Raw genomic sequence first — 4,473 nt, 5'->3', positions numbered from 1 at the left:
GGACATAAACCAGCCGTGTCACTCCGACTAAAGCAACATAAACAAAAAATTTAATGTCACTCCGAACGAAGTGAGGAGTCTCCTACAACGCCCGCAAATTCGCCCCAGCCGGAGATTGCCGCGTTGAGCAAATGCTCCCGCGCCTCCCGCTGAGGGGTGAATTTCGCTGTTCTCCGGGTTTTGCTCTTACCCCGAACCCACAAAAATAACCATCCGTGAAAAATGTAAAGAAAAGGTTAAGAAATTTGAAAGGTACTTGACTTTTGACTCCATTTGTCCTACAATAGGGCGAAATTTCCCCAAATTGGAAAAATTAAACCCCAAATGATTTCGTTCTTCTCCCTCTTCATTCTTATCGCGATTTTGGTTCTCGTTATTGTACTCGAGAACCCATTACCCGTTTGGGCGGTAAGCGTGAGCGAAGGAGAGTCCAGAAAAAGATAAACTCAACCGAACGCAGCAGTAGAAAAAGAAAACCGCCCAATCGGGCGGTTTTTTTTACCCCATCCATCGCCAGAGGAAAGACCATGCGATCCGATCGAATCAAAACAGCCCTCGAATTTGCCCCCCACCGCGCGCTGCTCAAAGCCACCGGCGTCACCGATGCTGATATGAGCAAGCCCTTCATCGCCATCGTCAATTCGTATGTGGATATTGTCCCCGGTCATGTTCACTTACAGGAATTCGGCAAAAAAATCAAAGAGGCCGTCCGCGCGGCAGGTGGTGTGCCGTTCGAGTTCAACACGATTGCCGTGGATGACGGCATTGCCATGGGGCATGAGGGAATGAAGTTTTCGCTGCCCTCGCGTGAGCTAATCGCCGATTCCATCGAAACCATGATCTCCGCCCACCCCTTTGATGGCATGGTTTGTATCCCCAACTGCGACAAAATCGTTCCGGGCATGCTGATGGCCGCCGTGCGCGTCAACATCCCGGCAATCTTCATCTCCGGCGGGCCGATGGCTGCCGGCCGTACCCCGGATGGCGAGGTGATTGACCTGATCTCGGTCTTCGAGGGGGTCGGCGCGGTGCAGGCCGGGCGGATGAGCCGCAGCCGCCTGAAAGTGCTGGAAGACTACGCCTGCCCCTCATGCGGCTCCTGTTCCGGCATGTTCACCGCCAACAGCATGAACTGCCTGATGGAAGCCCTGGGGATTGCCCTGCCCTACAACGGCTCGGCGCTGGCCAACACCCCGGAGCGGGAGGAACTGGCGCAACGGGCCGCGGCCCTGATTCTGGAACTGGTCGAGCGCGACCTGCGCCCGCGCGACATCATCACCGCCGAGGCAATGGACGATGCCTTTGCGCTGGATATGGCGATGGGCGGGTCAACCAACACCATCCTGCACGCGCTGGCCATCTGCAACGAAGCCGGCATCCCCTATTCCATGGAGCGCATCAATCAGGTATCGGCGCGGGTGCGCCACCTGTGCAAGGTCAGCCCGGCCGGCAAGTGGCACATGGAGGATGTTCACCGCGCCGGCGGCATACCCGCCATTCTGAGCGAGATTCAACGTGCCGCCGGCTTGCTGCACCTCCACCGCCCAACCGTCAGCGGCAAGACGATGGGCGAAAATTTGCTGGGCGCCCAAATCCGCGATGAAGAAGTTATCCGCCGCTGGGAAAATGCCCACTCCACCGACGGCGGATTGGCAATCCTGTTCGGCAACCTTGCCCCGCGCGGTTCGGTGGTCAAAACCGGTGGCGTTACCGCGGACATGCGCCGTTTCAGCGGCCCGGCACGCATTTACGAATCGCAGGAAGACGCGCTGCGCGGCATTCTGGCAAAAGAGGTACAGCCCGGCGATGTCGTCGTCATCCGCTACGAAGGCCCCAAAGGCGGCCCGGGCATGCAGGAAATGCTCAGCCCCACCAGCGCCATCATGGGCATGGGTTTGGGCGACAAGGTAGCCCTGATCACCGATGGACGCTTTTCCGGCGGGACGCGCGGGGCGTGCGTCGGACATATCTCACCGGAGGCAGCCGCCGGCGGCCCGATTGCCGCCCTGCAGCCCGGCGATGTAATCGAAATCAACCTCGACGAGCGCACGCTGAATGTGCGACTGAGCGACGAGGAGATTGCCCGGCGGCTGGCGGAACTGCCGCCCTTCCAGCCGCGCACCACCAGCCGCTGGCTGCGCCGCTATCAGCAGTTTGTTACCAGCGCCGACACGGGGGCGGTGCTGATGTGTTGAGAAGGATATCTCATTCATTCAATTACTTGAGCCATCATTTTCATCATTCGCCAAAGAAGGAGGAAGCAATGAAATTAACCGGTGCACAAATTGTTTGGGAAGTGCTGAAACGAGAGGGGGTGGAGGTGGTTTTTGGCTATCCGGGCGGCGCCAATTTGCCCATTTACGATGCCATGCTGGATTATCCGGTGCACCATGTCCTGGTGCGCCATGAGCAGGGCGCTGCTCACATGGCCGATGCTTATGCCCGCGTCAGCGGTAAGGTGGGGGTGGCCATGGCAACCTCCGGCCCCGGCGCAACCAACCTGACCACCGGCATCGCCACGGCGATGATGGATTCCTCGCCGACCGTCTTTATCACCGGACAGGTGGTCAGCCGCTTTATCGGTTTCGATGCCTTTCAGGAAACAGATGTCACCGGCATTACCCTGCCGATTACCAAACACAATTATCTGGTCACCCGCGTGGAAGATGTCGGCCCGGCGCTACGGGAAGCCTTTTACATCGCCCGCAGCGGACGCCCCGGCCCGGTGCTGGTGGATATTGCCAAAGATGCCCAGCAGAACAGCACCGAATGGCAGTACGACCCGGCCCCGCTCAAACTGCGCGGTTACCGCCCCCAGCGTCATCCGCTCGGCAGGCAGGTGGAACAGGCGCTTGAGCTGATTGCCCAGGCGCGCAAACCCCTCATTCTCGCCGGGCAGGGTGTACTGCTTTCCAACGCCATGCGCGAATTGCAGGAGTTTGCCGAACGGGCGCAGATTCCGGTGGCAATGACCCTGCTCGGCATCGGCGGTTTTCCGGCAAACCACCCGCTCAACCTCGGCATGATGGGCATGCACGGTGAGGCATGGGTCAACCACGCCATTCAGGAAGCCGACCTGCTGCTGGCGTTTGGGATGCGCTTCGATGACCGCGTGACCGGCAACCTGAAGACTTACGCCCCGCACGCCCGCAAAATCCACATTGATATTGACCCGGCCGAAATCAACAAGAATGTGCGGGTGGATGTCGGCATTGTCGGCGACCTGCGCGAAACGCTGCAAACCCTGCTGGAGCAGCTGCCCGCCCTGGATCACGCTGCCTGGCTGGAATACATCAACGAGATGAAAGGCGAAAGCGCGGTGCGCGATATTCAATACCTGCCGCCGGACGGTCATCTGTATGCCGCGCACGTGATTCACGACCTGTGGCGCTTTACCGGCGGCGACGCCATCATCACCACCGATGTAGGTCAGCACCAGATGTGGGCGGCTCAGTACTACCGCGTGGAAAAACCGTTCCAGTGGATTACCTCCGGCGGGTTGGGCACGATGGGCTTTGGCTTGCCGGCAGCGATTGGCGCAAAGTTCGCCCGCCCGGATGCGGAAGTGTGGGCAATCGTCGGCGACGGCGGTTTTCAGATGACCGCTGCCGAACTTTCGACGGCCACACAAGAGGGCATCAAGGTCAATGTGGCGGTGATCAACAACGGTTATCTGGGCATGGTGCGCCAGTGGCAGGAATTCTTCTACGAACGGCGCTATGCGGCCACCCCCATGCGCAGCCCCGATTTCGTCAAACTGGCCGAAGCCCACGGCTTGACCGGTTTGCGGGTGGAACGGCGCGAAGATGTGCTGCCAGCCCTCGAAGCCGCGCGCGACGCTGAAGGCACGGTAGTGGTTGACTTCCGCGTTGAGCAGGAAGACAGCGTCTATCCGATGGTGCCGGCCGGTGCCGACCTGCACAACATGATCCGCCGTCCGGTGCGCACGGCAATTGTCGAAACCGGGCAGGACGAACTATGAAAGCAAAGGAGAGGAGCATGGCGCACACACTGGTGGTTTTGGTGGAAGACAAACCCGGCGTTTTGAACCGCGTTGCCTCGCTGTTCCGCCGGCGGGCATTCAATATTGAGTCGCTGACGGTGGGGCACACCGAACAGCCCGGCCTCTCGCGCATGACCATTGTGGTCGAAGGTGATGATTTCGCCATCGAACGATTGACGGCCTACCTGTACAAACTGGTCAACGTGGTGCAGGTGGAAGACCTGACCCACACCCAGAGCGTGGTGCGCGATCTGGCGCTGGTCAAGGTGCAGGCCCCGCCCGAAAGCCGCACCCAAATCATGCAGGTGGTGGATGTCTTTCGCGGGCGGGTGGTGGATGTGACCAATCAATCGCTGATTGTCGAATTAACCGGGGATGTGGAGAAAATTGACGGCTTCGTGGAAGTGCTGCGTCCATTCGGCATCATCGAAATGGTGCGTACCGGTGTGGTCGCCATGGAGCGGGGTAGA

3 protein-coding genes are annotated in these 4,473 nt (G+C 59.4%); all 3 read left to right on the top strand.

The window, feature by feature from the left end:
• Positions 1-527 precede the first annotated feature (527 nt).
• Positions 528-2,195, top strand: coding sequence for a dihydroxy-acid dehydratase (gene ilvD, locus VAE48_RS13575; RefSeq protein ID WP_322793869.1), 1,668 nt, complete (start codon positions 528-530; stop codon positions 2,193-2,195).
• 68 nt (positions 2,196-2,263) lie between these two features.
• Positions 2,264-3,982: a biosynthetic-type acetolactate synthase large subunit gene (gene ilvB, locus VAE48_RS13570; protein ID WP_322793868.1), complete on the top strand. Its 1,719-nt coding sequence runs from the start codon at positions 2,264-2,266 to the stop codon at positions 3,980-3,982.
• Between the two features lie 17 nt (positions 3,983-3,999).
• Positions 4,000-4,473, top strand: a 474-nt coding sequence (gene ilvN / locus VAE48_RS13565; RefSeq protein ID WP_322793867.1) for an acetolactate synthase small subunit, incomplete at its 3' end; no start/stop codon positions are given.

Source organism: Bellilinea sp., from assembly GCF_034432615.1.
Taxonomy (GTDB): domain Bacteria; phylum Chloroflexota; class Anaerolineae; order Anaerolineales; family Anaerolineaceae; genus Bellilinea.
Note: the sequence above shows the minus strand (reverse complement) of the source record. Positions and strands in the feature narration are given on the sequence as shown.